This is a genomic window from Gordonia tangerina, assembly GCF_021556435.1.
Classification (GTDB): Bacteria; Actinomycetota; Actinomycetes; order Mycobacteriales; family Mycobacteriaceae; genus Gordonia; species Gordonia tangerina.
In genome coordinates this window covers 26,379-53,358 of record NZ_JAKGCU010000031.1, presented here as the reverse complement: position 1 = coordinate 53,358, position 26,980 = coordinate 26,379, and the positions used below count along the sequence as shown (strand labels likewise).

Here is a 26,980-nt window from a genome sequence, read left to right as displayed (position 1 = left end):
AACAGGGCTCGCCATAAGGTGGCGTTCTGCACGCCGTTCTCCGCTCACTGGTTCCTGGTCCTAGACAGCTCAGAAACCTAGACAGGGAACGGCGTGCTCACGTTTCAGGCGCGCTCAACCAACCCACGGATGCGTCAGGAGAGCCGCAATTCCTGGTGCTCCGCGAGGTGATGCCGCACGCGGTGGGGTGGATACCGGTGAATGTGGCTGCCTGGTCGGTCGGCCTGGTGGCGACCTTCGTGCCCGGCCCGTTTGTCGACGAGGACACATCGACAGTAGTTCTGGTGACTTCCTTCGCCGGGGCGGGTATGTGCATGGCGCTCATCGTCGCGACCATCACCGGCTGGTGGCTACGCCGTCGGGCCGCCGTTTCGCCGAACCCGCCACCGAAAAGTGAAACGTGTTCTAGTTTGAGTGTATGACTCTTCGCGTGGTCGAGTGGTCGACCGGAACCGTGGGCAGGCACGCCATCGCCGGGATCGACGCCCGGCCGGACCTGGAACTGATCGGCGTGTGGGTGTCCGATCCGGCCAAGGTCGGTCGCGACGCCGGGGACCTCGCCGGCCTCGGACGCGAGCTGGGCGTCGCCGCGACCAACGATCGGGATGCGCTCATCGCGCTGAAGCCCGACTGCATCGTGCACACCGCGATGACCGACGACCGCATCTTCGAGGCGATCGACGACCTCATCTTCTTCATCGAGTCCGGTATCAATGTCGTGTCCAGCGGACCGGTTCTCCTGCAATTCCCGCAGGGCATCCTCGATCAGGACCTGATCGATCGGATCGCGGCGGCCGGGCGCAGTGGCAACGCGAGTCTGCACGTCAACGGCATCGACCCGGGTTTCGCCAACGACATGCTGCCACTGTCGATGACGAGCCTGTCCCAGCGGATCGACGAGGTGCGCTGCCTGGAGATCGCCGACTACTCCACCTACTACCAACCCGTGGTCATGAAGACCATCTTCGGGTTCGGCCAGTCGATGGACGAGATGCCGATGCTGCTCTACCCGGGGGTGCTCGCGATGGGGTGGGGCAGCGTGGTGCGCCAGATCGCCGCCGGCCTCGACCTGACACTCGACGAACCGCTCGTGGAGCGATTCGACCGGGTCGCAGCCGACCGCGACTACTCCACGGTGTCGGTCGACATTCCCGAGGGGGCCATGGCGGCACTGCATTTCGAGGTCGTCGGACAGGTGAACGGCGTCGACCGGGTGGTTCTCGAACATTTCACGCGCACCCATCCAGAGCAATGTCCGGATTGGCCCACCCCGGCTCAGGGCGACGGCTGCTACCGCATCCTGATCTCGGGTGAACCGCAGATGCAGGTCGAGTTCACCCACCACGGCGAGAACGGCGACCACAACGTGTCCGGCATGATCGTCACGGCAATGCGGCTGGTCAATTCGGTTGCTGCGGTTGTGGATGCGAAGCCCGGGCTGGTGACCGCGCTGGACCTTCCGCCGGTGAGTGGTCGGGGGCTCGTGGCGGGGAGGTGAGCGCCGAGTAGAACTGTGCGTGCACTCGCGTCTACACCGACCAGGTGTGCACCGGTTCCCCTTCGTGCATCTGGGTGACGTAGTCCCGCAACATCCCCCGCAGTGCTCGCGCTCGGTCCTCGCCGGCATCCTCGCGTGCCAGGACCGCCCTGCGTTGCCATGCCGAACCGGTCTGATGGGTGATGGCGCGGCCCTCGATCACCGACAGGTACCGCGAACGGGCCTTGCCTGACACCCCGTACGCGCGTAAACCGGTGTCGGCGACGTCGATCAAGCGTCGCAGCGTCAGTTCGTCGGGGCGAACCCACCCGACGTTCGGCCAATACAGTTGTGCCTCCATACCTCCGCGAGCACCCGACTGCAGGTTCTCCGCAGCCGCGTTGAACGACATCTGTGACCACAGTGGCCGGTCGGATTCGACGAGGCCACGCACGAGTCCGTAGTAGAACGCGGCATTGGCCATGGTGTCGACGACGGTCGGGCCCGCGGGCAGCACCCGGTTCTCCACGCGCAGGTGTGCGCGGTCGTCGACGACGTCGTAGACGGGCCGGTTCCAGCGGTACACGGTGCCGTTGTGCAAGCGTAGTTCGTCGAGTGCGGGGATGCGGCCGGCGTCGATCTCATCGATGGGATCGACGTCGCTGCACACCGGCAGCAGGGCGGGGAAGTAGCGAGTGTTCTCCTCGAACAGATCGAAGATGGTGTTGATCCATCGTTCACCGAACCACACTCGTGGGCGCACGCCCTGATTCTTCAACTCCAGCGGGCGGGTGTCAGTGGCCTGTTCGAAAACCGGGATACGACTCTCGTGCCATAACGCGGTCCCGGCGAGAAAGGGGGCGTTGCCCGCCAGCGCCACCTGCACACCGGCGATCGATTGTGCGGCGTTCCAATAGGCGGCGAAGTCCTCCGGTGCCACCCGAAGATGCAATTGCAGTGACGTGCACGCGGCCTCGGGCAGGATCGAGTCGGTGGTGGTGCGCAGCCGTTCGCCTGCGTGCCGTTCACTCAGCGGCACGCCCGCGATGTCGATCTCGATGTCCTCACCGCGGGCTGCGAAGATCTGCCGGTTCAGCAGGTCGTAACGCGGGTTCGCCGAGATCCACTGATGCGCGAAGTGCTCGTGCGTCAGCGTCGGCAGCATGCCGATCATGACGAGGTGGTTGTCGGTGCGCGACGCGCGCTCCTCGGCGCGGTTGAGCGACGTGCGCAGCGCCTGCTCGAGCGAGATCGTGTCGTCGGTGACGAATGGGCGGGGGGAGACGTTGATCTCGATGTTGAACTGGCCGAGCTCGGTCTGATAGTCGGGATCGGCGATCGCGTCGAGCACCGTCGCATTGGCCATCGCCGGGTTCATGTCCTCATCGACCAGGTTGAGCTCCACCTCCATGCCGAGCAGCGGCTCGGGCGGACGGCCCTGATCGGTGAACAGGCCGTCGGCGAGCATGCGGGCGATGGCCTCGGTTCCGCGGCTGACCTGCCTGCGGAACCGCACCCGGTCGTCGCCGGTGAACTCGCGTTCGGCCACATCGGTGCCCATGGGTCAATGGTGCATGATGGTCGGCGTGGCAGCGCGCAAACCGATCGATCCGGTCGCCGTGCGTGCAGCGGTGCTGGCCGTGGCGCCCTGGTTGCTCGACGACGCCGCCCCCGAACCGACACGCAGCGAACTGGCTGCTGCAGTGCGCCTCAGCGTCCGTACCCTGGCCCAGCTCGCTCCGGGCAACTCCGTCGAGGTCCGGGTGCCGCCGTTTGTGGCCGTGCAATGCATCGAAGGTCCCCGCCACACCCGGGGGACACCGCCCAACGTGGTCGAGACGGATGCCCGGACCTGGCTGTTGCTGGCGACCGGGCTCGCCGGCTACGACGATGCCGTCGGCGCGGGGCGGCTCAGCGCGTCGGGTCACCGGGCGCCGGCCATCGTGGACCTGTTGCCCATCGTCCCGCTCGACCGGCAGGTCTAGTGTCCGGAGACAGTGCGATGCCTCACACCGCGGAATTTCCCGCCGCGGCGCACCGCTGCTTGATTCGCACGGGCCGACTACCGACCGGTAAACTCGCGGTATCTCCCAATCCGCCGACATCTCGCCCCGTCAACGTGTTGTACCGCCGTGATCTGTAGAGCCCCAGGGAGCGCACCTCGAATGACCGACTTGTCGATCACCAGCAAGAACCTGCTCGCGCCGGTGCGTACCTGCGGTGCGCCCCAGATCTCCGAGGAGCCCGAGAACGAGCCGCGTGAAGAGTGTGGCGTGTTCGGGGTGTGGGCGCCGGGTGAGGATGTCGCCAAGCTCTCGTATTACGGCCTGTACGCGTTGCAACATCGTGGTCAGGAGGCCGCCGGAATCGCCGTCGGCGACGGCTCTCAGGTGCTCGTCTTCAAAGACCTCGGACTGGTCAGTCAGGTCTTCGACGAGCAGACTCTCGGCGCGATGGTGGGGCACGTGGCGATCGGGCATTGCCGATATTCCACCACCGGCTCCACGACCTGGGAGAACTCGCAACCGATCTTCCGCACCACCGCTGCTGGCACCGGCGTCGCGCTGGGACACAACGGAAACCTGGTCAACACCGCCGACCTGGCGAGCCGCGCCCGCGGGCTGGGCGTGATGAGCACGGCCGCGACGTCGGACTCCGACCTGGTCGGCGCCCTGCTCGCGCATGGTGCCGCCGACAGCAGTGTGGAGCAGGCGGCGATGGAACTGCTGCCGCATCTCAAGGGTGCGTTCTGTCTCACCTTCATGGACGAGCACACGCTGTATGCGGCGCGTGATCCGCACGGCGTGCGACCGCTGTGCCTGGGACGCCTCGATCGCGGCTGGGTGGTCGCGTCGGAGACCGCGGCGCTCGACATCGTCGGTGCCTCCTACGTGCGCGACATCGAGCCCGGCGAACTGCTCGCGATCGACGCCGACGGGGTGCGCAGCTCGCGGTTCGCCGAGCCCACGCCACGCGGCTGCGTCTTCGAGTACGTCTACCTCGCCCGGCCGGACAGCGTCATCCACGGGCGTTCCGTGCACTCCACCCGGGTGGAGATCGGTCGGCGGCTCGCCCGTGAGTTCCCGGCCGAGGGCGATCTGGTGATCCCCGTCCCGGAGTCGGGCACTCCCGCCGCAGTCGGATACGCCCAGGAATCTGGTATCCCCTACGGACAGGGGCTGATGAAGAACGCCTACGTCGGACGTACGTTCATCCAGCCGTCGCAGACGATCCGCCAGCTCGGTATCCGCCTCAAACTCAACCCTTTGAAGGAAGTCATCCGGGGCAAGCGCCTCGTCGTCGTCGACGACTCGATCGTGCGCGGTAACACCCAGCGAGCGCTGATCCGGATGTTGCGCGAGGCCGGGGCGGCCGAGATCCACGTCCGTATCGCCTCGAGCCCGGTCCGCTGGCCGTGCTTCTACGGGATCGACTTCGCTTCGCCCGCAGAGCTCATCGCGAATGGCATGGAGTCCGAAGAAGGCATGGTCGAAGGTGTCCGGCAGGCGATCGGCGCCGACTCGCTCGGCTACATCGGTATCGACGAGATGATCGCCGCCACCGAACAGCCGGCGGAGAACCTGTGTGCCGCGTGTTTCGACGGTGACTATCCGATCGAACTGCCCGAGGAGACCTCGATGGGCAAAGCCGTCCTGGAACAGATGCTGGCCAGTGCGGCCGGCGACGGCCGCGACCCGTTGACCGCTTCGAACGACAATGTCAGCGCGGTGATGCGGCCCTGACCGGGTTCGGATCAGGGCGCGACACCCTGCCCGCGGCCATCGCAGGGTCGGGTAGCGTATTCGGCGTCGGGACTCGTGGGTGACCTCAGGCGCGAGCCGACCGTACGACGACGGAGGCTCCGACGCCCGGAGATCCGACCACCTGGATTTCGACAAGGGGTGCTCAGCTAGATGACCGATCGGGATTCGGCTGCCGACGCAACGGCCAACGACCGTGGTGATGGTCTTTCCTACGCCGCCGCGGGCGTCGACATCGACGCCGGTGAGCGCGCGGTCGAACTCTTTGCCCCGCACGCCAAGCGGGCCTCTCGCCCGGAGGTGATGGGCGGTCTCGGCGGGTTCTCCGGTCTCTTCGCATTGAAGGGCAATTACCGCGAGCCGGTGCTGGCCGCCGCAAGCGACGGTGTGGGCACCAAACTGGCCATCGCTCAGGCGATGAACAAACACGACACCGTCGGGCGCGACCTCGTCGCCATGTGCGTCGACGACCTCGTCGTGTGCGGCGCCGAGCCGTTGTTCTTGCAGGACTATGTGGCCGTGGGCAAGGTCGTACCGGAGACCGTTGCGCAGATCGTCGCCGGGATCGCCGACGGTTGCGTCGATGCCGGTTGCGCTCTGCTCGGTGGCGAGACGGCCGAGCATCCCGGTCTGATGGACGAGGACCACTACGACCTGTCGGCCACCGCCGTCGGTGTGGTCGAGGCGGATTCGATCCTCTCTCCCGAGCGTGTGCGGCCTGGAGACGTCGTGATCGCGATGGGGTCGTCGGGCCTGCATTCCAACGGTTACTCGTTGGCCCGCAAGGTGCTCCTGGAGTGGGGGCACATGGATCTCGCCGGCCACGTCGAGGAGTTCGGCCGCTCGCTTGGCGAGGAACTCCTGGAACCGACCAGGATCTACGCCCGGGATTGTCTGGCCGTCGCCGCGGAGGCAGATGTCCGTACGTTCGCCCATGTCACCGGTGGCGGGCTCGCCGAGAATCTGGCCCGGGTGATCCCAGCCGGCCTCGTCGCGGAGATCGAACGGGAGACCTGGACCCCGGCGCCGGTGTTCGCGCTCATCGCTCAACGCGGACGGGTTGCGCGGGAAGAGATGGAACGCACCTTCAACATGGGTGTTGGCATGGTCGCCGTTGTCGCGCCGGAGGACACCGAGCGGGCTCAGGCGGTGCTGACGGCTCGGCACGTGGACAACTGGGTTCTCGGCTCCATCAAGCGCGCCGCCGAACCGAAGAACCCCGACCTTCATCGTGTGGCGCTGTCCGGGGAGCATCCCCGGTTCTGAGCTGAATGGCGGGGCGCTACCTGCGGGGTGCCCGGGAGAACGACCGGAGGCGCCGCCTGTTCTGTGACGGGAACGGCGCGGGACATCAGGTCCACGCGCTGTGGTGGCGCATGGCGCCAGTCAGCGAACGCAGCAGCATCTGTCGGCACATGATTTCGGGCACGCGGCGAGACGCCGCAATGGCGACCTGGCCGACCGGTCCCGCGCACAGGGCGTTGGTGGTATCCGGACGCGACGTGACCGACCGCCCGCAGGTGGTCCGGCGATGGTTCGGTCGCACGTCAGAGACCCAGCACGAAACCACACCCGGGGCGAAGACGGGCAACAATGCCCAGAGTGTGCCGATCAGGTGTGGTTTCGTGTGATGCGCATCGACAACGATGCAGAGGCATGAGGGTCATGCCGACGTCGAACGAGAGTCAGGCTCTACGCCACTCGTCCTCATCGGCCCACTCATCCACTGGATCCCGGCGATCCGCCGAGTCGTCCGACCCGGACAGCTCGCGCTGCAAGCTGTCGAAGTCGGTGTGGGGAGTGGAGTACTTCAGCTGACGAGCAACCTTCGTCTGCTTTGCTTTTGCCCGGCCGCGGCCCATGTGGGACCCCCTCGCACAATGACGGGGCGGCCAAACACTTGGCGGCCCCGTTCTCTAGGTAATGAATCTGTCGTGGGACCCAGTTTAGCGCGCTCGTCTCGATAATGCGGATCGCCCTGCCGTACACGCCGACGCCGACGCAGAATGTGCTGCGCAGAGCGTCAAAAATTCAGGTCCGGGCGAGCTTGCGGGAGGCCTCGCGGTGCACCTTGGGTGCGAGACCGTCGTGGGAGAGCAACACCGACAGAGCCTCGGCATCGGCCTCGGTGCCGGCGAGTAGGTGGCGCACCAGAACGCCGTGCGAGGGTCGGTATGTCACCCGCACGACGTCCCCTGCGGCGACACTGCCGGGCCGCACGATGCGCAGGTAGGTGCCGGTGTCGGCACGTGCCATGAATCGCTTCACCCACTTCGGTTCACCAGCCCAGGAGGCGAAGGTCCGGCACGGGGTGCGCGGGATCGTCGTCTCCACCACCAGGCCGTCGTCGCCGATCTCCCACCGCTCACCGACCACCGCGTCGGTGGTCTCGAGCCCGTCGATGCGAAGGTTCTCCCCGAACCACCCGTGCGGGAGGTCGCGGTCGAGTTCCTCGGCCCACCGCTGCGCCTCGCGTTCGCTGTAGGCGTACAGCGCCTGGTCGATCCCGCCGTGGTGCTTGGTATCGACGACGTGGTCGGTCACCAGGCCCAGTTCGGTGACCTGAATCCGGCCTGTTTGCGGGCGTTTGTCTATTCCGCTGGCGCCGACGTTGTCCAGGATCACATCGTGGCCTGCGGCACAGACGGTCAGCACGGTGCCGCTCGGTGGCGCGTCGGTCACGAGTTCTGTCCGCCGCGGCGGAGCCGCTCGACCGCTGCGCGTCCGGCCTGCACGTGGTCGTCGGAGCGCACCGAATCGGGATCGATCCGGGCGGACACCGGATGTTCGCCGTTGACGAGGAGGTCGACGTCGGGTCCCACCGACCGCTTCACCAGCGCGAGGGCGATCGGGCCCCATTCGAAGTGATCCACCACCGTCCCGACCCGGCCGACGGTCCGACCGCCCGCGGTCACCGGGTCGCCGGTGGCCGGCCGCTCGTCGCCACTGCCGTCGAGGTGAAGCAGGACGAGGCGTCGCGGCGACTTGCCGAGGTTGTGTACCCGAGCGACCGTCTCCTGGCCGCGGTAGCACCCCTTGTCGAGGTGGACCGCACCATGAACCTCCGGACCCCCGATCCAGTCGACCTCGTGCGGGATGGTGCGCTCATCGGTGTCGACACCCAACCGCGGTCGCAGCGCCGCGACGCGCATCGCGTCGTAAGCCCAGGTACCGGCCATCCGGACGCCGAGGTCGGTGAGCTGCGCCCACCACGACTGCACCGCATGGTCGGGCACCACGAGGTCGACCACCGGCACTCGTCCGCCGTCACCGAGGCCGGGCATGACCCGCCAGAAGCCGATCGGCTCGTCCTCGTGGTGCAGTTCGGGGAGGCTGCCGGCGGTGTACACCTCGGCATCGGGCGTCAGTTCGAGCAGCTCGGCGATGGGTCCACCGACGATGTCGGGACCGATCAGCGTCAACACCGCCATGTCGGGGCGCGCGGCCGGTTCGGCCTTGGCCCAGAAGACCATCTTGGTGAGGAAGTCCGTGAACGGGGCGCCCCGGCTGCCCTCGCAGTCGATCCAGGTGATCCCGTCGATGTCGGTGAGCACGAAATGCTCCTCGACACGCCCGTTCAGGTCGAGAGAGAGGTTCTCGGCGCTGTGCCGGTCGGCGAGCGACGCGACGTGCTGGCTGGAGATGGTGTGCAGCCAGGACAAACGATCGGCGCCCGGGATCTCGATGACGGCCCGATCGGACCTGTCGACGATCACCGCGGTGCGTTGCGCTGCCCGCTGCTCCCCGAGAGGATCTCCATAGTGCCAGGCGACATGGAGCAGGTCGTCGGCGGAATCGGGACCGGGCACGGCGCCCTGGTCGGAGTACCTGGTCAAAATTGGTGACGCGGCCACAACGTCCATCCTACGGGTCGACGCGTTCGCATCTTGGCGGCCCGAAAGGCGCACTGCCTACGGGATCCCGCGAATCCTCGGTGTGGGTAGCTAGCCTCGTGCCATGGCTGTTGCGCAGATCCTGGTGACCCTCGACGGCACGGTGCATGACCCCGACGTCCCGTTCCTGCACGCCGACGACCTCGCCGCGCTGCGCGGGGACGGGGTGTTCGAGACCCTGCTCATCCGTTCCGGGCGTACCCGCAAGGTGGGCGCGCACCTCGACCGGCTCGAGCGCAGTGCAGCGATGATGGAGCTGCCCGCGCCCGACCGTGCGCAGTGGCGCGGTGCCATCGAGGTCGTCGAGAAGCAGTGGTCCCGCGCAAACCCTGATGCCGAGGCATGGCTGCGCCTGGTCTACTCGCGCGGCCGGGAGAATGCCCCGGACGCTGGACCGACGGCCTACCTGATGGCCGGGCCGGTTGCCGACCGGGTCGCCGCGGCCCGGTCCGACGGCGTTTCGGTGGTGACGCTGGACCGCGGGTTCTCCACCGACCTCGCCGACCGCGCCCCGTGGCAGCTGTTGGGCGCCAAGACCTTGAGCTATGCGACCAACATGGCTGCGCTACGCTACGCGGCTGCGAACGGGTTCGATGACGTGATTTACCTGAGTAGTGAGGGCTCGGTCCTCGAGGGGCCGCGCTCGACAGTCGTCACCGTGACCGGAACCACCCTGACCACCCCGCCGTCGGAGGCCGGAATCCTGCCGGGCACCACTCAACGAGCGGTGTTCGAAACCGCGGCGTCCGAAGGGTGGACCACCCGCACCGACGCGCTCGGCCGCGCCGACCTCATCGCGGCGGACTCGGTCTGGCTGATCAGCAGTGTCGCGCTGGCCGCGCGGGTCACCTCGCTCAATCGCTACATCATGCCGGTGTCACCGAACCACCACGATTTCGTCGATTTGGTGGACCGTGCCATTTGTGTTGATCGAGAATGATGTCGTCATCGGGGTCCTTCGGCGGTGACCGAGCTCTGGCGCGCCGAACGACGCGATGCATCCCACAATTGAATCCGGGTGCGATCTGACTGCGAAGGGCTTGAGCCGGACGTTCTGCGCAGCGTAGCGTGGGCCACACACCTACTACGACGTCTTGTAGTAGTAGGTGTGGTTCGGTGGTCAGGAGTTCGCACAGCCGGACCGGCCCGTGCATCGCAGCCCGATGCACCGACTCTGATTGAGGCGACATGGACGCTCTTGATGTCTCCCGATGGCAATTCGGGATCACCACCGTATATCACTTCATTCTCGTCCCCCTGACCATCGGCCTGGCGCCGATGATCGCGGTGATGCAGACGGTCTGGCATGTGACCGGCAACGAGCAGTGGCTGCGCGCCACCAAGTTCTTCGGCAAGCTGTTCCTGATCAACTTCGCCCTCGGCGTCGCCACCGGCATCGTGCAGGAATTCCAGTTCGGCATGAACTGGAGCGAGTACAGCCGGTTCGTCGCCGACGTCTTCGGTGCGCCGCTGGCGTTCGAGGGTCTGGTCGCATTCTTCCTGGAGTCCACGTTCATCGGACTGTGGATCTTCGGTTGGGGCCGGCTGCCGCGTCGCGTACACCTCGCCTGCATCTGGCTTGCCGCAATCGGGGTCAATGCGTCCGCCTACTTCATCATCGCCGCCAACTCCTGGATGCAGCATCCGGTCGGTGTCGCCTGGGACGACTCACGTGACCGACCGGCGATGAATGACTTCTGGGCGGTGCTCACCAACAACACCACGTTGGCCGCCTTCCCCCATGTGATCGCCGGCGCCTTCCTGACCGCAGGCACTTTTGTCGCGGCGATCGGTTGCTGGTGGATGGCTCGCAACATGTGGCGGGCGAAGAAACTGCGAGCGGCGTCTGAAGCCGGCGAGACCGCCGATCTGCCGCCCACCACCTCGCCGAGCCAGATCGACGCCACGCCGGAAGATCTGGAACACGACGCCCGTCGTCTCTGGCGCCCGGTGACCAGATTCGCACTGTGGGTCGTGATGGTCTCCGGTGTCGCGCTGTTCATCACCGGCGACATCCAGGCCGAGATCATGTTCAAACAGCAGCCGATGAAGATGGCCTCGGCGGAGTCGCTGTGCGAAACCACCACCGGCGCGCCGTTCTCGGTGCTCGCCATCGGACGGCAGAACAACTGCGACAACATCACCCAGGTCATCGAGATCCCGAACATGCTGTCCTTCCTGGCCAACCGGGACATCAACAGCACCGTGCAGGGTGTCAACGAGTTGCAGGTGCAGTATCAGGAACAATTCGGCATGCCGGGCCAGAACTTCGCGCCGAATCTGTTCGTCACCTACTGGGGTTTCCGCGCCATGATCACCTGGGCGCTCGGGTCGGCCCTGCTCGCGCTGGGCGCGCTGTGGCTCACCCGCAAGAAGCGGGTGGTGGAATCCCGCAGATTCGGGTTGTTCGCGCTGTGGATGATCCCGACCCCGTTCCTGGCCAACAGTTCCGGCTGGATCTTCACCGAGATGGGCCGCCAGCCGTGGGTGGTGGTGCCGAACTGGGAAGATGACCTCGATCCACTGCGGATACATATGCTGGTGCAGGACGGTGTGTCCAACCATGTGGCGGCGACAGTGTGGGTCACGCTGATCGGATTCACCCTGCTCTACGGTGCGCTCGGCGTGGTCTGGTTCATGCTGCAACGCCGATACATCATCGAGGGTCCGGCCACCTATGACGCGGTACCGCCCGACGAACCGTCGGATAGTGATGAGCCCAAACAACTCTCGTTCGCGTACTGAGGAGGTCGACGATGGGTCTGCCCGAACTCTGGTTCCTGATCATCGCGTTTCTGTTCGTCGGCTACTTCGTGTTGGAAGGCTTCGATTTCGGTGTCGGCATGCTGATGCCATTCCTCGGCCGCAGTCACACCGGCGGTGACGAATCGGTGTCACCCACCGAGGAGCTCGCCGATCCCGATGCTCGGCGTCGAACCATTCTCAACACCATCGGACCGGTGTGGGACGGCAACGAGGTATGGGTGATCACCGCCGGCGCCGCGCTGTTCGCGGCGTTCGGCGGCTGGTACGCGACGATGTTCAGCGCTTTCTATCTCCCGCTGTTCCTCATCCTGATCGGGCTGATCACCCGGGTCTGCGCCATCGAATGGCGCGGCAAGATCGACGATCCGAAGTGGCGCAAGGCCGCCGACGTGGGTATCGGCCTGGGCTCGTGGATTCCGGCGATCCTCTGGGGAGTGGCGTTCGCGAATGTGGTCCGTGGCATTCCCATCGACGCCGAATATCAATACACCGCAGGCTTCTTCAACCTGCTCAACCCGTACGCCCTGCTCGGCGGACTCACCACGCTGCTCGCCTTCTTGACCCACGGCGCGGTCTTCCTCGCGCTCAAGACCTCCGGTGTGCTGAAACAGGACGCAATGACCTACGCCGCGCGGCTCGCGATCCCGACGCTCGTGGTGGCCGCGGTCTTTTTGCTCTGGACGCAGTTCGCCTACGGCAACGGATGGACCTGGATACCGGTGCTGATCGGCGCGGTTGCCGCGGTGGTGATGGTGGTCGCCACGCAGATCCGCCGAGAGGGCATCGCCTTCGCCGCGACCTTCGTCGCCATCGGCGGCACGGTGGCGACATTGTTTGCGGTGCTCTACCCGAACGTGTTGCCGTCGAGCACGAGTGAGGACTACAACCTCACCATCGCCAACACCTCGTCGAGCAACTACACGCTGACCATCATGACGTGGGCCGCGGTGCTGATCACCCCCGTTGTCATGGCCTACCAGGCATGGACCTACTGGGTTTTCCGCAAGCGGCTGTCCGTGGAGCAGATCCCGGCGCCCACCGGGTTGCCGTCATTGCGTATGCGTTCGCAGTGACCCGGCCCCTCCGCGCCCCGGTTATAACGGCCACGGCCGAGGCCACGACCGAGGACGGTTCGCCGAATCCCGGGCCGGCCACCGCGGGACGGTCCGGGCCGGTCGATCCGCGACTGCTGCGGCACTCCACGGTTGCCCGCGGCTACGTTGTCGCCACGGCTATGTTCGCCTTCGCCGGTGTGGCGATGACCATCGTGACAGCGGCGATGGCGGCTTCGATCGTCTCCGAACTCATCGTCGACCCGAGCCGGCGATCGTTGGGTGCACAACAACTGCATCTGGCGGTGTTGGCCGGGGCTCTCGTCGCGCGCGGAATGCTGACCTACTTGCACGACCGTTACGCCCACCGTGGGGCCGCGCGGGTCATCGCCCAGCTGCGCGGCCGGGCGCTCGACGTCCTCACGGACCCGACGCAGACCTCGGTGCGTGCCCTGGTGGCCCGTCGCGAACACGCCGCGACGGTGGTGTTGCGGGGACTCGACGCGTTGGGACCATATCTGTCGGGTTACCTTCCCGCACTGATCGTCACGATGACGGTCACGCCGACGGTCGTGGTGGTGATCGGGTTCACCGATTGGCCGTCGGCTGTGGCCATCCTCATCACTTTGCCGCTGATCCCGCTGTTCATGATCCTCATCGGCCTGATGACCCGGGAACGGACCGATCGCAAACTGGCGGCGACCAGTCGCCTGGCGGCGCAACTGCTCGACCTGATCGCCGGACTACCGACTCTGCGTGCGCTCAACCGCGCTCGTGGTCCGGCGGCGAGGGTGGCCGAACTTGGTCGGGCGCAGCGACGCAGCACGATGTCGGCGTTGCGGGTGGCGTTCCTGTCGGGGGCGGTGCTGGAACTGCTGGCCACCTTGAGTGTGGCGGTGGTCGCGGTCGGCATCGGTCTACGGCTGGTCCACGGCGACATGAGCCTGTATGCCGGTGTGCTGGCGCTCATCCTGGCTCCCGAGGCCTATCACCCGTTGCGGCAGGTGGGCGCCCAGTTCCACAACTCCGCCGACGGCGTCGCCGCCGCCGGCGAGGTCCTCGACCTGATCGAGTCGGCACCCGACGACGCGGTGATCGCGCCGGGCCGCCGGAGCTGTTCGGTGGCCGGGCAGCCGGTCCGACTGCTCGATGTCGGTGTGCACGGCCGGGACGGCTGGGCACCCGAGCACCTCGACGCCGTGTTCGAACCCGGCCGGCTCACCATGGTGACCGGGGCGAACGGGGCCGGGAAGTCCACCGCCCTGCTGGCGGTGATGGGGCTGGTGGCTCCCGACAGCGGGTCGGTGCTGATCGGCTCGATTCCCGTCGCCGAACTCGAACCGAGCCTCCTGCACGAACAGATCGCGTGGCTGCCGCAGCAACCCGTGATGGTGCCCGGCACGGTGAGCGAGAACCTCGCGCTGTTCGGCCGGCTCGAATCGGCTGCGTCGGCCCGTGCCGCGGCTGCCACCGGGTTCGACAGGGTGCTCGCGGCTCTGCCCGACGGCGTCGACACCCCGATCGGTGCGGACGGCTCGGGGCTGTCGGCCGGCCAGCGTCAGCGTCTCGCGCTCACCCGGACACTGGCGTCCCCGGCGCCTCTGCTTTTGCTCGACGAACCGGCGGCGCATCTCGACGACGCATCGGTGCGTGCCGTATTCGAGGTCCTGTCCGCCCGGGCGGCGGCGGGGGACACCGTGGTGGTGGTGGCCCATCAGTCGGTGGCACGCGCGTTCGCCGATCGTGTTCTCGTAGTCGGACAGGAGTCGGCATGACGACCCGACCCGGCCGGGATATCGGCACGGCGCCCCCGGTGTCATCGGACGCCGCGCTGCGCCGGGCCTTCGCTTTCCTCGGGCTGCGTGGGCGCCCGCTGGTCAAGTCGATCCTCCTCGGTGTCGGCGGAGCCCTCTCGGCACTGGGACTCGCCGCGCTGTCGGCCTGGCTGATCACCCGCGCCTGGCAGATGCCGCCCGTGCTCTACCTGTCGGTCGCGATCACCGCGGTGCGCGCCCTCGGCATCTCTCGCGGTGTCTTTCGCTATCTCGAGCGTCTGGCCACCCATGATCTGGCGCTCGGCGCGATGGCCACTGCACGCGAGCGGGTGTACCGGACTCTGGCCGCGGGCTCGCCCGCCTACTCGGTCAGCCTGCGGCGCTCGGACTTGCTCGGCCGAACCGGTGACGACATCGACGAGATCGGCAACGCCCTGATCCGCGGCGTCATCCCGATCGCCGTGGGCGCGGTGACCAGCGTGGCGGCCGTCGCCATCATGGCTTCCGTCTCCTGGTGGGCCGCCGGGGTGCTCGCGGTCGCAATGATCGTCAGCGGACTGCTCGCACCGGCGCTGGCCGCGCGGGGAGCGGCGCGGACCATCGCGGACTCCTCCGCCGCACATGACCGGTCGGCCGATGCCGCGGTCACCGCGCTGTGGCATGCGCCGGAACTGACCGTGGCCCGTCGACGCTCCGAGGTGTTGGCCATCGCGCGGCGCACCGAGGCCGACGCCCTGGCCGCAGCCGACCGCGGCCTGCGCTACGAGGCGGCGGCGAGTGCCGCCACACCGCTGTCGATGGGGGCATCACTGCTCGCGGCATGCCTCATCGGGGTGCACCTGGCCTCGCAGATCCCCGGATCGCTGGCCGACGTGGCATCGGGGGAGGGGCTGACACCGATGGTGCTCGGAGTCCTGATCCTGTTGCCGTTGTCGGCGTTCGAATCGACGGGTCCGCTCACCGAGGCGGGTATCCAACTCGAGCGCAGTCGTCAGAGCGCCCGACGGGTGATGGCCCTGGTGGACGGTGCCGGTGTGGACGGCGCCGCAGGAGAACCCGAGGGCGACGGACCCGATCGCGCCATTCACTCCGGCCCGGTCACCCTGGACACCACCGGCCTGCGGTGGGGATGGCCTGCCGGCGATTACCTGGGATCGGCCGACGGACTCGATCTGCACTTGTCACCGGGCGACCGCTTGGTGATCGTCGGTCCGAGCGGCGCGGGCAAGAGCACCCTCGGCCTCACCGTGACCGGGCTGTTGGCACCGCACGCGGGCCGCATCGACACCCGCGACGACCACGGCGCGACAGTGGACGTCCGCTCGGCGAGCTGCTATTTCGCCGAGGAAGGCCACCTGTTCTCCACCACGCTGCGGGAGAATCTGCGGGTCGCCCGCGGGGACGCGAGCGACGACGAGCTGGTCGCCGCCCTCGAGTCCGTGGGTCTGCGGACCTGGCTGGCGGGTCTGGCCGACGGACTCGACACCGAGCTCGTCGGGGGGTCGGCGGCCGTCAGTGGTGGGCAGCGCAGACGTCTGCTGCTCGCGCGGGCTGTGGTGCACCCGGCGCCGGTGGTGGTGCTCGACGAGCCGACCGAGCACCTCGACGCTGCCGACTCGGCGGTGCTGCTGCACCGACTTCTCGGGCGTACCCGCGGCCTGTTCGATTCGGCGCGGATCGTGGTGGTGATCACGCATGATCCTGCAGCACAACAGATTTCGTCGGAGAATCCGCGATGCCGGGTGCTCGAGGTGCTGCCGTCGCCAACCGGCTGAAAACCTGTTGCCGCGCGCCGGGTCCGAGCGTATCTTCGTCGGTACACGAGGAAGGAGGTGGTTCGAAGTTGTATGACTGTTGGACACGTGAGGTGACCATCCGCTAGCGCGGACCGAGGTGTTCACCTCCGCGGAGTGCGCGGCCGATGCCGAGAGGGATCGGTGACGTCGCACCGGTCCGCGTCGGCGAATCCCAGGTGGTCACCCGGCCCCCGTACCCCGATCCTTGTCCGATCGGCTCAGGCCCGTTCACGGGCGGTACGGGGGCCGTCTGCGTCCGCGGCACCAGGCATTCGACGCGATGCGCCGGAAGTAACGCAGATCACCGCAGGGTCGATGCGTAATTCAAGTAGTCGACTACTCGTGTTCGCGACCTGATCGTGACGTGAACTAGGCACAGGCGTCGATCAGCACAGATCACACCGACCCATCCGCACCGGGCCGGGGCGCGAACCACAGATGAACGAATACTCGCAAGGGAGACCGCCATGACCACGACGCATGCACACGTGGTGTCCGTCCTGGACGAGCCGATCGCGCAGGGTCCACGCGCGTCGGCGGCAGAGCTCGACGGCCGCGTCGACGAGCACGTCCGAGCGCGGTTTCTCACCCCCGATGATGCGGACTGGACCAACGACGGCGCCGCGAACTGGGTTGCCGGTCACGTCAGCGGGTTGGCGTATTCGCACGCACCCGGCGCCGACCACCTGGTCCTGCACAATCGCGGCGATTCCGAGCTCGGCGTGCTGTCGGTCCCCGAGCGGCCTGGTACCTCCGACAATGTCTTCACCCACCTGCCCGCCGGCAGCTCGGTGGCTCTGCCTTCCGCCGACTCCCACGTACTGCAATCGGCGCGCATCGACCGACGTCCGGTGCTTGTCGGGCAGATCCTCGAAGGCCGCGACGCACATACCGGTGAACCGCAGATGATTCTCGACGGCCCGGAAGTCGGCGACGTCGATTGGGATCAGCGCGATCCCGACGGCATCTTCTGGCGACCCGGCGACGTCGATTTCGGGGTCCCCACGTCGCCGTCATTCGTCTTCGTCGACCCGCTGACGCACGGGGTTCATCACACCCGGATCGATTCCGAGGTGACCATTCACAACCGTTCCGACGGGCCCGTCGCGGTGTTGACCGTGGGCGCCGACGGGCCGCTGGACCTCCTGGTCGCCGAGCCGGGCGAGTCGGCGCCGGTGCCACCCGGCGACCAGGTCTGCTACGTGCAGGCGCCGCGGACCGACGGGAGCCCGACGATTCTGGGCGTGATGTGGTTGGTCGGTGGTGTACCGATGCCCAGTGCGCTGCCCGTCCCCGATCGTCGTGATCACCTGGCCCGCAACTTCCTGACGCCGTGGAGTGCCGATTGGGAGTGTGGCTACAACCAGCAGGACCACCTCGACGCCGAGGCCGACGGGGTGACCTACCAGTATCGAACGGGCGCCGAGACGTTGACCATCCGCAATACCGGCGACGAGTCGATCGCGGTGATCTACAACCTCGGATCGGATCGGGCAGTCGCCGAGATCGCGCCGCGCGGCAGACGGGTGTTCCCGGTGCGGTCGGATGCCGACACCGGGCAGGTGTTCTCGGTGGTGGGTACGCGACGGGGTGGAACCGCCGGGCGTGCGGCGAGTGTGGATTCCGCGGGTGGGTTCGTCCCGGGTGCATCCGGGCGGCCCGGCACCCCCACCAACTACGGGTCGGTGGTGGTCATGCTCGGGACCGTGGTCTACAGCGCCATCCCGAAGAAGAATCTGTATCTCGCCTGGTCAGATCGTCCCTGGTCAGATCGCCGTCACCGTCGGCATCGTCGGTCGCAGCACTGAGCGCTCGACGGTGGCGGTCAGCCGGCGACGCGGCGCAGTTTGGCCGACAGACGCGGGATGAGGTCACCGTCGGCGTCCACGCGTTCCTCGACGTAGGCCAGGTCACCGTCCTCAACAAGTCCGTAGAGCCGCTTGGCCCCACCGGTGCGGCGGCCGGAGTCGGCCTTGATCACCACATCGGTGGCGAGCTCCCAGGACGTTTGGGTCAGCGGTGCACCGTAGAAGAGTTCGATCGACCCCTCGGCATGGGCGAGAAGCAGTTCGATGCTGTCGTCGTCACCGATCCGCCAGAAGCCCGTCTCGCGCAGGTCCGGACGGACGAAGTGCGCATCCTCGTCGATCACCCAGGAGCGTGCCTGCCAGTTGAGGAAGTTCTGGCCGTCGTGGCTCACCACGATCTGTTGCGCGAAGTGATAGTCCTCGCCGGTCTCGGGGTCGTTCGCCTCACCCTCGCCCTGCCAGATCCCCACCATCGGTAGCAGGGCGAGCAGACCGGAATGCAGATCCGCGCCGTGGCGCAGGTTGGCGGTGTCGTGCGGCAGCGGCAGATCGCCCCACTCGGGCAGGTTCCGTTCGGCGGTCTCCCGCGCGCGTTCGGCCGCCTGGGTGATTGCTTCGTCGCCGGACCGGCGGCCGGCCGGGGTCGGCTGGTCGTCGGCGCCGTCCGCGTCTGCGGAGGTCACGACTCGTCGGTGATCAGACGGTAGAGGACGTACACACCGAACCAGGCGATCAGGATCGATGCCAGAATCAGCAGAATCTCGAAGAAGATGACCACGCGAGGAGTCTACCGCCCGGCTTTCGGGTCCTGCGCGGCGGTCGCTGCTCGGTCACCATGAGCGGCCCGAACACGGCGAGGCCCCCGGGTGGTACCCGGGGGCCTCGGTGGTCTAGTGGCGTGCTACTTGCTCACCACATACTCGCTGACGACCTATTTGCTCACGACGATGTCGTGCTCGTGCACGCCGGGTCCCTCCGGGGACACGGTCACGTCGCCGTTGCCCGACGACGACAGCGCACGCAACGTCCACTTGCCGGGAGCGGCGAAGAATCGGAAGTCGCCGGTCGGGCTGGCCACGACCTCGGCGGTGAACTCGCCGGTGGAGTCGAGCAGCCGGACGAACGCGCCGGCCACCGGGGTGCCCGACTCATCGTTGACGGCGCCGGTCAGCACGGTCTCCTTCTCGACGTCCACGCCGGCGGGAAGCTTCTGGCCCTGTTTGGGTGCAGCACACATGATTACTTTCCTTCTCCCAGCTCGACCGGGACACCGACCAGCGAACCGTACTCGGTCCAGCTGCCGTCGTAGTTCTTCACGTTCTGGTGGCCGAGCAGCTCCTTGAGCACGAACCAGGTGTGGCTCGACCGCTCGCCGATACGGCAGTAGGCGATGGTCTCCTTCTCGCCGTCGAGGCCCGCTTCGGAGTAGAGCTCGGCGAGATCCTCGTCGCTCTTGAAGGTGCCGTCCTCGTTGGCGGCCTTGCTCCACGGCACGTTGATCGCGCCCGGGATGTGACCGGGACGCTGGCTCTGCTCCTGCGGCAGGTGAGCCGGGGCGAGGATCTTGCCGGTGAACTCGTCGGGGCTGCGCACGTCGACCAGGTTCTTGGCGCCGATCGCGTCGACGACCTCGTCGCGGAACGCGCGGATGGAGGTGTCCGGCTCGGCGGCCTTGTAGCTGGTGGCCGGGCGGTTCACTGCGTCGGTCGACAGCGGACGGCCGTCGAGCTCCCACTTCTTGCGGCCACCGTCGAGGAGCTTGACGTCGTTGTGGCCGTAGAGCTTGAAGTACCAGTACGCGTAGGCGGCGAACCAGTTGTTGTTGCCACCGTAGAGGACGACGGTGTCGTCGTTGGCGATGCCGCGCTCGGACAGGAGCTTGGAGAACTGGTCGGCGTCGACGAAGTCGCGACGGACCGGGTCCTGCAGATCGGTCTTCCAGTCGAGCTTCACGGCGCCGGCGATGTGGCCACCGTCGTACGCGCTGGTGTCCTCGTCGACCTCGACGAAGACGGTCTTGTCGGCGTTGAGGTTCTGCTCAGCCCAATCGGCGCTGACCAGGACGTCGCTGCGTGCCATGGTTGATCCTTCCCGAACTATCGGAGATTGTGTGCGATGTGGAGCGGGTGATGAAGGCCGAACCGTCGTGGCAGATGTCGTCACCGACGGAGGAGTCCGGATCGGACACAATAGATGAGGTGTGCAAGACTGCCCGGCCGCCATCGAGAAGGTGAACGCGTCGATCTTCCGACGCCACGTCCACCGTCTAACGACAGCAACAGTCGGCGACACGACAGAAGTCGATCGCACGACGGCGAGTGAGCATGAACTCACGGCGCAGCTGCATGCGCCTCACCATACAGGGACGCATCGGCCCTCCCAAACGGCTGGGTGCTCAGAACTCGTCGGGCCGGAGATCGCGGGCCCCGGTGTCGCCGATGAGCAGGACATCGCTACCTTCGCTGGTGGCCTCGGTGGGGGTGATACCCCACGGCATCGGTACCGGGCCGAGGAGAGTGCTGAAGCGGGACAGAACGTAGGCGTGCAGGTCGTCGGCGATATCGGACTCGACGTGTTCTTCGGGTCCGCGATAGAAATCGGTCGCGGTGATTCGCAGCCGACCGTCGTCGACCGACAGGTCGGCCGCGACACTCACCCGTACGGTCGGGCCGGGATACATCGACGCCGACGGCGGCACATCGGTGGCCCGATTGACCGGGGGGAGCGCGACGGTGCCCGTCAGCAGCACACCGCTCTTCCGCCGCAACAGTCCGTCCGCGGGTCCGCCGCCACCCGCTCGGTCGGCGGGGGCCGGGGTGTTCACGGTCAGGTCGATGATGCCGAGCATGCGCCCGAGATTGACCGAATCGAGCCGCGTGTAGGCCTGCATCGACGAGGTGTGTATCAAGTCACTTGGCTGAAATTCGAAGCCGTCGGGCACCGAGATCGACCCCAGGGTCGCGCCCATCTCCGCGTGGCAGTCCGTGAGTCCTGGACAATCGACCGACACGCCGCGCGCGGTGATCACCGCGCCGCCGAACTCGCCGGCGCGCGCGTGGCTCGTGAACGGAAAACCGCTGATCGTGACCTCGGGGTCGTAGCTCAGGCGTGGCGAATCGAGCAGTGCCTTCGACAGCGAGTGTTCGGCCCGCATCGCGACGAGGGTGTCGGCGAGCAGCGCCGCGGCCCCGAGTACGACGATCGCGACGATGCCGATCCCGATGCCTCGCCGCAGTGCGCGGCGCGGGTGCTCTGCGCGCTGTCGCCGACCCTCCCCGGTCGCCTTGTTAACAGCGAAACGCCCCATTGGCGCTATTCTGTCATCTATCGCGCACACGTTGGTAAGGCGGCGTAAACAATCGCCGGCGGTCCATTCCGACGTCGCACCGGGCTCACAGGGGCGCTCGGGAGGGCGTGACCGAGGGTTTGGGGAACGACGAGATCGGAGTGGTTCATGGATCTCTTGCTGTTGACAGCCGATCCGAACCCGGAAGCAGTGTTGCCGTCGTTGTCGCTGCTGGCACATACCGTGCGGACCGCGCCGACCGAGGTGTCGTCGTTGATGGAGGCGGGCAATGCCGACGTCGCGATCGTCGATGCGCGCACCGACCTGGCGGCTGCACGCGGTCTGTGTCGGTTACTCGGCAGCACCGGGTCGTCGGTGCCGGTGGCCGCAGTGCTCACCGAAGGTGGATTGGTGGCGGTCAACGCGGACTGGGGGCTCGATGAGTTCCTGCTACCGGGTACGGGGCCGGCCGAACTCGACGCGCGACTGCGGTTGTTGGTGGTGCGTACTCGGGGCATGACCACCGAGGAGGCGAGCGGCAAGGTCACGCTGGGGGAACTCGTCATCGATGAGGGCACCTACACCGCGCGGTTGCGCGGGCGCCCGCTCGATCTCACCTACAAGGAGTTCGAGCTACTCAAGTACCTCGCGCAGAACGCGGGCCGGGTGTTCACCCGGGCGCAACTGCTGCAAGAGGTCTGGGGATACGACTTCTTCGGCGGTACCCGGACCGTGGACGTGCACGTTCGACGGTTGCGCGCCAAGCTGGGCAGCGAGCACGAGTCGCTGATCGGTACGGTGCGTAACGTCGGCTACAAGGCGGTGCGCCCCAACCGCGGTCGGGGCAGCGGTGCGGCGGACTCACTCGACGTGATGGGCGACGACACCGCCGGTGACGACATCGGCGAAGACGACATCGACACGGACGATCTGGGCGGTCCGTACGAGGAGTTCAGTGCGAGTGCAGGGAACTGAGGGGTCTGCCGCAGATCCGATGGTGATGGATCGGCTGACGCCGGAGCAGGCTGCTCGGGCACGGGCGATGGTCACCGCGGCGCGGGCGGTCGACGGCGTTGCGCCGCTGTCGGAGCAAGCGGAAAAGGCTATCGGCGATGCCGCCGATCCGGTTGTGCGCCACATTCTTTCCGACACCGGCTATGCCAACGTCAGCGTCGGCCGCGACGATGAGCCGGCGATGATCGAGGCGGTGGTGGACCCCGGTTCGCGCGGACGCGGCCACGGCCGTGAGTTGCTACTGAAGGCTTTTGACGTCGCCCGCGAGATGGTCGCCGAACCGGCGCCGCGTGTGTGGGCACACGGGGATCTGCCTGCTGCGGTGGCCACGGCGGCGGCGTTGGGCCTGACCCGGCGGCGTGAGCTCCTGCAGCTGCGCCGCCCCGTGGGTGGCGCCGCCGACGCGCTGCCCCCGCTCGAGGTGGGCGACGACATCGTGTTGCGGACCTATGCCGGCTCCGCCGACGACGCCGAGATCCTGCGGGTCAACAATGCGTCGTTCGACTGGCATCCGGAGCAGGGTGGGTGGACGGCCGACCAGATCTCCGATCGGGTGCACAGCTCCTGGTTCGATGCGGCCGGCCTCTTTTTGGCCTTCGACGCCGCCAATCCCGCGCAGTTGTTGGGTTTTCACTGGACCAAGCAGCACGACGCCGATCTTGGTGAGGTCTATATCGTCGGGGTCGATCCGGCGGCTCAGGGCCGCGGGTTGGGGCGGTTGTTGACGCTTGCCGGACTGCATCATCTCGCCGAGCGTGGCATGACAGAGGTCGAACTGTACGTGGAGGGCGACAACGCCGCCGCGTTGCGCACGTACGAACGTCTCGGATTCACCCGCTACGCCATCGACGTAGCCTACGGCTGACGACGGCCGCGCGTCGGTCGGTGCCGGTGCATCACAATCGTTGTGGGCGAACATGACAAGATCGATGTCATGCTGCGTGTCGTCCGTGTGATCGGAATCCTGTGCGTCGCCTTGGCTGCGTGCGGGATCGGCGCCCACTTCTCCGGACTGGTCAGCAACACCGTCACCCGGGTCGCGTCGTTCGCGCCGGTGCTCATCGCCGTGGGAATCCTCGGGGCGGTCCTGTTGCTGATCTGCCGGTCGTGGGTGTTCGCCGGCATCGCCGTGGTGGTCGCGGCCGCCGGTGTCGCTTCCCAGGCACCGCTGTATCGCGGTGTGACCGAACAGGTCTCGACCACTGATCTGGCCGTGATGCAGGCCAACATCAAGAGGGGCACCGCGGACCCGGCCGCCCTTGTTGCGCAGGTCCGCGATGCGCGGGTGGACGTGTTGACCGTCATCGAACTGACCGGAGCGGCGGTCACCGCGCTCGACTCGGCAGGTCTGCGGCGAGAACTGCCCTACGCCTTCGAGGTCCCGCGCGACGGCGGCGGTGGCGCCGGGATCTATGCTCGAACGCCGCTCGACGGTGGAGCCGCGCTGCACGGATTCCGGCTCGCCAATCTCCATGCCCGGCTGGATGTTCCGGGACGTGGCGGCGTATCGGTGTACGCGCTGCATCCGTTGCCGCCCTACCCGGAGGCGTCTTGGCGTTGGGATGCTGAGCTGCGACGCCTGCAGGCGATCTTGGCCGCCGACACGCAGCCGCTGATCATCGGAGCCGACGTGAACTCCACCTATGATCACCGGCCGTTTCGCGACTTGCTCACCGGTTCCGACGTCGACGGCTCACCCCAACTCGTCGATGCCGCCGAGCATCTCGGGTCCGGGATCGTGGCAACCTATCCCGCCGATCGCCGCTACCCGCCGCTCCTGGCGCTCGATCGTGTGCTCACCCGCAATGGACCCATCCCGACATCGTTGCGGCGCATCGATATTCCCGGGTCGGATCATCACGGGGTGATCGTCACGGTGCGCGTGTGATCTGCCGACTCGTGTCGGCGACCTGGCGTCAGGTCTGCGGCGAAGTGCTTGCGTGAGACGGATTCAACAGCGGTAGAAGAAGTTCGGCGGTGATCTCGGCTTCAGCCGCCAACGGCCAGCCAGACAGAATCCAGATGTCGACACCGGCCTGCTCGGCCACCGCCGACATCGCGGCGGCGACATTCTCCGGGCTGCCCACGAAATAGGTGCCGGTGCCCTTGCCCGCGATATCGAAGGGTGGTTCGGCCGCGGTCCAGGTGGTCAGTCCCGCTGCCATGTTCGGAGCGAACTCCAGATCTGCGCGGTCCGGCAGGCGGCCGGCGCGCAACGCGTCGATCCGATTCTGGACCTGCGGATCGCGACTGCTGAGTTCATCGAGGCCGGGGTAGCCGAAGCTGCGGAGATTACGATCGGCGGTGGCCAGCACGGTCTCCGGGCGGGTGCGGTTCACTTGCCATTCGAAGCGCTCCCACGCCTGTTCGTCGGTCTCGCGCACGATGACACTGGCCAGCACCCCGAACCGGAGACGTCGGCCGCGCTCGGCGGCGGCGGCGCGGACCCGGTCGAACAGGCCCGTCAGCGCGGTGGGTTCGGACATGAACGACAGATAGACGTCGAGCACCTCCACGGCGTGTGCGATGCCCTCCGGCGATGCACCCGTGCCCCACACCTCGATGCCGCCAGGCTGGCGCGGACCCGGTATCGCGGGCTTGTACCGCGGTCCGTAGGAGAAGAACTCACCCTCGAACGGTTCAGCGTCGTCGAGGTAGAGACGTTTGACCTGCGTCCAGAACTCAGCCGAGACGCGGTAACGTTCGGCCTTGGAGCCGAAGCGGCCGTACCGGTGCAGCACGGGGTCGGCGCCATTGACCTGGTTGTAGATCAGTCGACCACCGGAATACTGATCGAAGACCTGAGCTTCCTCGGCGAGCAGCACCGGAGGTTTGACTCCCGGGTATTCGGGGATCAGGAAGCGTAGCCGTTCGGTGTCGGCCACCAGCGAGATCGCCTCGCGCGCGGTGGTCAGCGCGCCGTAGTAGCCGAGCCGATCAAGCGTCCGAGCCTGGTGACGGATCACATCGAACGTGGGTGCCACCCGTTCGGACGGTTCCCACGGAACCTCGCCGTCGGTCGGATTGATGTACCAGAGGACTTGCGGCCCGGCACGCCCCGGTTCGATGCCGACGTCGGTCCCGAGTTCGGCGATGCTCATGACCTAGCGCTCGTCGCAGAATTCCGTGATGGGCAGGCCGACGTGTCGGGATTCCGGCGGGGCATAGCCGAGCAGCTTGTCGCCGGGCGTCAGGTCGGTCACGTTGTTCACCGACCCGCCCGGTCCCAGCAGTCGCACGTGCCAGTCGTCCTGTGCGATGACGTTGACCACCCGGCCGTCATCGGTGGTCGCGGTCACCGAGATCAGCGGTCGCCGTTCGATCTTCACCCGGCCGATCCGCACCTCGCGGACCTCGCCGGTGCTGCGGATGGCCAGGATCGGCTGGCCCGCCTGCAGTTCGCTGACATACCGGGTCCGGTTGTCGGGCACGAGGACATAGGAGTGCACCGCACCGGCGTTCCAACGGAACGGCCGGGTCGGCATGTAGGGCAGCGGGTGGGTTTCACTGCAGGACAGAAACATCCCGGTGGAGAAGGAACCGATCAGGCAGCCTTCGTCCTTCTCCAGCAAGGAGCAGGTGTCGATGCAGGCCCGCTCACCCATGCCGATGTGTTCAACCTTGGTGACGGTGAGTTCACCGAGTTCGATGCGATCGGCGCTGGGCCGGATCACGTCGGCGAGCGTCGCGACGTCATCGGCGCTGCGCGGGGCCAGCAACAAGCCGTCCGAGCCGTGCTCGAGAACCAACTTGACGATCCCCGCGTCCTCGATGTCGTTGACCACCGTCACCGTTCGACCGCCGGAGTTCTCCGCCGCCGCTATCACGATCTCCAGCGGGATCTTGGTGGGATCGGTGAAGGTCAGCAGTGTCCACGGCGCCCGGCGCACCGTCTCGCAGGCGTGCCGCAGGGTGTCTGCATCGGAGACCACCACGTGTACCCCCGCCTCGGCGGACGGGCCCGCGTCCACGATCGGGTTGACATCACGGCCCGTGTGCGCGGCGAGCACGATGTCTGCCTGACTGGCAGCCTCGACGTCGACCTCCGGCGAAGCAACAGCCAGGACCCGGCGGATCGTGGGGGGGAGATCGGACAACGTGGCGGCGTCGTCGCTCACGATGCCGTCGATGCGGTGGTGGATGGCCGCCTGTACCAGTGCGGCGCGGACGTCGCCGACGGTGCCCCGGATGTCGATCCAGGCGAAGTGGGCACGGGCCGTGCCGTCCGGCCCGGGGCCGTTGTCGGCAGCGGGGACCGCGGTCAGTGGGGTGATGTCGTCGGTGACGATATCGGTGGAGGAGTTCACGGTGGTCTTTCTGTTTGGCTGGGCTGGGCTCGGGGGATGGAGGCT

At 67.1% G+C, this 26,980-nt stretch carries 24 protein-coding genes; 14 read left to right on the top strand and 10 right to left on the bottom strand.

Translation table 11 applies throughout. The features are described from left to right. Positions 1 to 197 precede the first annotated feature (197 nt). Positions 198 to 422 carry a hypothetical protein gene (locus tag L1892_RS22180; protein WP_235725943.1) on the top strand — a complete coding sequence of 75 codons (225 nt, stop codon included), beginning with the start codon at positions 198 to 200 and terminating at the stop codon, positions 420 to 422. Further along, positions 419 to 1,498, top strand: coding sequence for an NAD(P)H-dependent amine dehydrogenase family protein (locus tag L1892_RS22175; RefSeq protein ID WP_235725942.1), 1,080 nt, complete (start codon positions 419 to 421; stop codon positions 1,496 to 1,498). Before L1892_RS22180 ends, L1892_RS22175 begins: the two co-directional genes overlap by 4 nt. 31 nt (positions 1,499 to 1,529) lie before the next feature. On the opposite strand, the gene L1892_RS22170 is transcribed toward L1892_RS22175, so the two are convergent. Then, positions 1,530 to 3,038 (bottom strand): glutamate-cysteine ligase family protein, encoded by a 1,509-nt coding sequence (locus L1892_RS22170; protein WP_235725941.1) that lies wholly within the window; start codon positions 3,036 to 3,038, stop codon positions 1,530 to 1,532. 16 nt (positions 3,039 to 3,054) lie between these two features. Here L1892_RS22170 and L1892_RS22165 point away from each other — a divergent pair, with 16 nt between their 5' ends. From L1892_RS22165 to purM, 3 genes are all read left to right on the top strand, one after another. Then, positions 3,055 to 3,462, top strand: coding sequence for a sterol carrier family protein (locus L1892_RS22165; protein WP_235725948.1), 408 nt, complete (start codon positions 3,055 to 3,057; stop codon positions 3,460 to 3,462). Between the two features lie 180 nt (positions 3,463 to 3,642). Beyond that, positions 3,643 to 5,220 (top strand): amidophosphoribosyltransferase, encoded by a 1,578-nt coding sequence (gene purF, locus L1892_RS22160; RefSeq protein WP_235725940.1) that lies wholly within the window; start codon positions 3,643 to 3,645, stop codon positions 5,218 to 5,220. A gap of 171 nt (positions 5,221 to 5,391) precedes the next feature. After that, on the top strand, positions 5,392 to 6,504 hold the full coding sequence (gene purM, locus L1892_RS22155) for a phosphoribosylformylglycinamidine cyclo-ligase (protein ID WP_235725939.1): 1,113 nt from the start codon (positions 5,392 to 5,394) through the stop codon (positions 6,502 to 6,504). A 419-nt stretch (positions 6,505 to 6,923) separates the two neighbouring features. Here the strand turns inward: purM and L1892_RS22150 are convergent, their stop codons facing one another. From L1892_RS22150 to ygfZ, 3 genes are all read right to left on the bottom strand, one after another. Beyond that, complete coding sequence (locus L1892_RS22150) at positions 6,924 to 7,100, bottom strand: DUF3073 domain-containing protein (RefSeq protein ID WP_235725938.1); 177 nt, start codon at positions 7,098 to 7,100, stop codon at positions 6,924 to 6,926. A gap of 169 nt (positions 7,101 to 7,269) precedes the next feature. Beyond that, positions 7,270 to 7,920, bottom strand: coding sequence for an MOSC domain-containing protein (locus L1892_RS22145; protein ID WP_235725937.1), 651 nt, complete (start codon positions 7,918 to 7,920; stop codon positions 7,270 to 7,272). After that, positions 7,917 to 9,092: a CAF17-like 4Fe-4S cluster assembly/insertion protein YgfZ gene (gene ygfZ / locus L1892_RS22140; RefSeq protein ID WP_235725936.1), complete on the bottom strand. Its 1,176-nt coding sequence runs from the start codon at positions 9,090 to 9,092 to the stop codon at positions 7,917 to 7,919. The genes L1892_RS22145 and ygfZ overlap by 4 nt, the downstream gene beginning before the upstream one ends. Positions 9,093 to 9,195: 103 nt before the next feature. On the opposite strand from ygfZ, the gene L1892_RS22135 reads away from it, so the two are divergent. From L1892_RS22135 to L1892_RS22110, 6 genes are all read left to right on the top strand, one after another. After that, positions 9,196 to 10,071 (top strand): aminodeoxychorismate lyase, encoded by an 876-nt coding sequence (locus L1892_RS22135; protein WP_235725935.1) that lies wholly within the window; start codon positions 9,196 to 9,198, stop codon positions 10,069 to 10,071. A 248-nt stretch (positions 10,072 to 10,319) separates the two neighbouring features. Beyond that, positions 10,320 to 11,876 (top strand): cytochrome ubiquinol oxidase subunit I, encoded by a 1,557-nt coding sequence (locus L1892_RS22130; protein ID WP_235725934.1) that lies wholly within the window; start codon positions 10,320 to 10,322, stop codon positions 11,874 to 11,876. 11 nt (positions 11,877 to 11,887) lie between these two features. Further along, positions 11,888 to 12,970: a cytochrome d ubiquinol oxidase subunit II gene (gene cydB, locus L1892_RS22125; RefSeq protein WP_235725933.1), complete on the top strand. Its 1,083-nt coding sequence runs from the start codon at positions 11,888 to 11,890 to the stop codon at positions 12,968 to 12,970. Between the two features lie 113 nt (positions 12,971 to 13,083). Next, positions 13,084 to 14,724 (top strand): thiol reductant ABC exporter subunit CydD, encoded by a 1,641-nt coding sequence (cydD, locus tag L1892_RS22120; protein WP_235725947.1) that lies wholly within the window; start codon positions 13,084 to 13,086, stop codon positions 14,722 to 14,724. Next, entirely contained in the window at positions 14,721 to 16,499 is a 1,779-nt protein-coding gene (gene cydC / locus L1892_RS22115) for a thiol reductant ABC exporter subunit CydC (RefSeq protein WP_235725932.1), read from the top strand. Before cydD ends, cydC begins: the two co-directional genes overlap by 4 nt. 488 nt (positions 16,500 to 16,987) lie before the next feature. After that, positions 16,988 to 18,328, top strand: a complete 1,341-nt coding sequence (locus tag L1892_RS22110) for a hypothetical protein (RefSeq protein ID WP_235725931.1) — start codon at positions 16,988 to 16,990, stop codon at positions 18,326 to 18,328. Between the two features lie 17 nt (positions 18,329 to 18,345). Here the strand turns inward: L1892_RS22110 and L1892_RS22105 are convergent, their stop codons facing one another. From L1892_RS22105 to L1892_RS22090, 4 genes are all read right to left on the bottom strand, one after another. Then, positions 18,346 to 19,011 (bottom strand): heme-binding beta-barrel domain-containing protein, encoded by a 666-nt coding sequence (locus tag L1892_RS22105; RefSeq protein ID WP_235725930.1) that lies wholly within the window; start codon positions 19,009 to 19,011, stop codon positions 18,346 to 18,348. A 248-nt stretch (positions 19,012 to 19,259) separates the two neighbouring features. Further along, positions 19,260 to 19,565 carry a DUF1416 domain-containing protein gene (locus L1892_RS22100; protein WP_235725929.1) on the bottom strand — a complete coding sequence of 102 codons (306 nt, stop codon included), beginning with the start codon at positions 19,563 to 19,565 and terminating at the stop codon, positions 19,260 to 19,262. A gap of 2 nt (positions 19,566 to 19,567) precedes the next feature. Further along, on the bottom strand, positions 19,568 to 20,407 hold the full coding sequence (locus L1892_RS22095) for a sulfurtransferase (protein WP_235725928.1): 840 nt from the start codon (positions 20,405 to 20,407) through the stop codon (positions 19,568 to 19,570). A 316-nt stretch (positions 20,408 to 20,723) separates the two neighbouring features. After that, on the bottom strand, positions 20,724 to 21,635 hold the full coding sequence (locus L1892_RS22090; protein ID WP_235725927.1) for an LmeA family phospholipid-binding protein: 912 nt from the start codon (positions 21,633 to 21,635) through the stop codon (positions 20,724 to 20,726). A gap of 147 nt (positions 21,636 to 21,782) precedes the next feature. Here L1892_RS22090 and L1892_RS22085 point away from each other — a divergent pair, with 147 nt between their 5' ends. The 3 genes from L1892_RS22085 (at position 21,783) to L1892_RS22075 (ending at position 24,516) form a co-directional block, all read left to right on the top strand. Beyond that, the gene (locus tag L1892_RS22085) at positions 21,783 to 22,589 is read left to right on the top strand and encodes a winged helix-turn-helix transcriptional regulator (protein ID WP_235725926.1); all 807 of its coding nucleotides are present in this window, start codon (positions 21,783 to 21,785) and stop codon (positions 22,587 to 22,589) included. 19 nt (positions 22,590 to 22,608) lie between these two features. Continuing rightward, positions 22,609 to 23,493 carry a mycothiol synthase gene (mshD, locus tag L1892_RS22080; protein ID WP_235725946.1) on the top strand — a complete coding sequence of 295 codons (885 nt, stop codon included), beginning with the start codon at positions 22,609 to 22,611 and terminating at the stop codon, positions 23,491 to 23,493. Positions 23,494 to 23,562: 69 nt separating this feature from the next. Then, complete coding sequence (locus tag L1892_RS22075) at positions 23,563 to 24,516, top strand: endonuclease/exonuclease/phosphatase family protein (RefSeq protein ID WP_235725925.1); 954 nt, start codon at positions 23,563 to 23,565, stop codon at positions 24,514 to 24,516. 28 nt (positions 24,517 to 24,544) lie between these two features. On the opposite strand, the gene L1892_RS22070 is transcribed toward L1892_RS22075, so the two are convergent. Continuing rightward, complete coding sequence (locus tag L1892_RS22070) at positions 24,545 to 25,729, bottom strand: LLM class flavin-dependent oxidoreductase (RefSeq protein WP_235725924.1); 1,185 nt, start codon at positions 25,727 to 25,729, stop codon at positions 24,545 to 24,547. 3 nt (positions 25,730 to 25,732) lie between these two features. Continuing rightward, the gene (locus tag L1892_RS22065) at positions 25,733 to 26,935 is read right to left on the bottom strand and encodes a 3-dehydroquinate synthase II family protein (RefSeq protein WP_235725923.1); all 1,203 of its coding nucleotides are present in this window, start codon (positions 26,933 to 26,935) and stop codon (positions 25,733 to 25,735) included. Between the last annotated feature and the right edge of the window lie 45 nt (positions 26,936 to 26,980).

Coding starts and splice junctions, on each gene's coding strand:
- L1892_RS22175 (WP_235725942.1), top strand. CDS start 419: ATGACTCTTCGCGTGGTCGAGTGGTCGACCGGAACCGTGGGCAGGCAC.
- L1892_RS22170 (WP_235725941.1), bottom strand. CDS start 3,038: ATGGGCACCGATGTGGCCGAACGCGAGTTCACCGGCGACGACCGGGTG.
- L1892_RS22165 (WP_235725948.1), top strand. CDS start 3,055: ATGGTCGGCGTGGCAGCGCGCAAACCGATCGATCCGGTCGCCGTGCGT.
- purF (WP_235725940.1), top strand. CDS start 3,643: ATGACCGACTTGTCGATCACCAGCAAGAACCTGCTCGCGCCGGTGCGT.
- purM (WP_235725939.1), top strand. CDS start 5,392: ATGACCGATCGGGATTCGGCTGCCGACGCAACGGCCAACGACCGTGGT.
- L1892_RS22150 (WP_235725938.1), bottom strand. CDS start 7,100: ATGGGCCGCGGCCGGGCAAAAGCAAAGCAGACGAAGGTTGCTCGTCAG.
- L1892_RS22135 (WP_235725935.1), top strand. CDS start 9,196: ATGGCTGTTGCGCAGATCCTGGTGACCCTCGACGGCACGGTGCATGAC.
- L1892_RS22130 (WP_235725934.1), top strand. CDS start 10,320: ATGGACGCTCTTGATGTCTCCCGATGGCAATTCGGGATCACCACCGTA.
- cydB (WP_235725933.1), top strand. CDS start 11,888: ATGGGTCTGCCCGAACTCTGGTTCCTGATCATCGCGTTTCTGTTCGTC.
- cydC (WP_235725932.1), top strand. CDS start 14,721: ATGACGACCCGACCCGGCCGGGATATCGGCACGGCGCCCCCGGTGTCA.
- L1892_RS22110 (WP_235725931.1), top strand. CDS start 16,988: ATGACCACGACGCATGCACACGTGGTGTCCGTCCTGGACGAGCCGATC.
- L1892_RS22100 (WP_235725929.1), bottom strand. CDS start 19,565: ATGTGTGCTGCACCCAAACAGGGCCAGAAGCTTCCCGCCGGCGTGGAC.
- L1892_RS22095 (WP_235725928.1), bottom strand. CDS start 20,407: ATGGCACGCAGCGACGTCCTGGTCAGCGCCGATTGGGCTGAGCAGAAC.
- L1892_RS22090 (WP_235725927.1), bottom strand. CDS start 21,635: ATGGGGCGTTTCGCTGTTAACAAGGCGACCGGGGAGGGTCGGCGACAG.
- L1892_RS22085 (WP_235725926.1), top strand. CDS start 21,783: ATGGATCTCTTGCTGTTGACAGCCGATCCGAACCCGGAAGCAGTGTTG.
- mshD (WP_235725946.1), top strand. CDS start 22,609: ATGGTGATGGATCGGCTGACGCCGGAGCAGGCTGCTCGGGCACGGGCG.
- L1892_RS22075 (WP_235725925.1), top strand. CDS start 23,563: ATGCTGCGTGTCGTCCGTGTGATCGGAATCCTGTGCGTCGCCTTGGCT.
- L1892_RS22070 (WP_235725924.1), bottom strand. CDS start 25,729: ATGAGCATCGCCGAACTCGGGACCGACGTCGGCATCGAACCGGGGCGT.